At 73.4% G+C, this 580-nt stretch carries 1 pseudogene; it reads right to left on the reverse strand.

What is annotated here, in order from left to right:
- Positions 1 to 337 (reverse strand): annotated as a pseudogene (locus GT354_RS24880) (helicase); the annotation flags it as partial.
- Positions 338 to 580: the final 243 nt, after the last annotated feature.

Raw genomic sequence — 580 nt, forward strand, 5'->3', positions numbered from 1 at the left:
TGGAGAACCGCAGGATCGGCCGCCACTCCTCCCGCTCGTCCTCGCCGTCCCGGTCGTCGTCGGTCTCGCCGGCCGTGTCGTCCTCGTCCGCCTCGTCCGGGCTGCGCTCTCCCTGGGGTGTGCCGTTGACCTGGGGCACGGCGAGGACGTCGACGATGTCCGCGTCGTGGGCCCGTAACGCCTGGAGCACGCGCTGGAGCGGCCGCCGGCTCGGCGACACGAGCATGTCGTCGCGGTGCTCACCGGCCTGGAGGAAGATCGGGACGAGGATGGTGGCAATCTTGTCGGCGCGCGCGGACGGCCGCACCGCGCGCCCCACCGCCTGGACGATCTCCACGATCGACCCCTTGGGGCCTTCTCAGTTGCCGAGCCACGTGCGGCGCCGGGCGCGGCCCGGTCGTGAAAGCCGCCCGAACGACCGCCGGGTCGGCCGGGCGGCGCGTGGTCGCGTCCCGGACACGCACGAGGCGTCGACCGGACACCCGATCGGCGCCTCGTACCGCACCTCACACACCCGACCTCACGCCAACCTCACACCCGCCTCACGTCCACCGCATGCCGAGCGCGTCCAACGCGGCGA

The organism is Streptomyces sp. SID3343, assembly GCF_009865215.1.
Classification (GTDB): domain Bacteria; phylum Actinomycetota; class Actinomycetes; order Streptomycetales; family Streptomycetaceae; genus Embleya.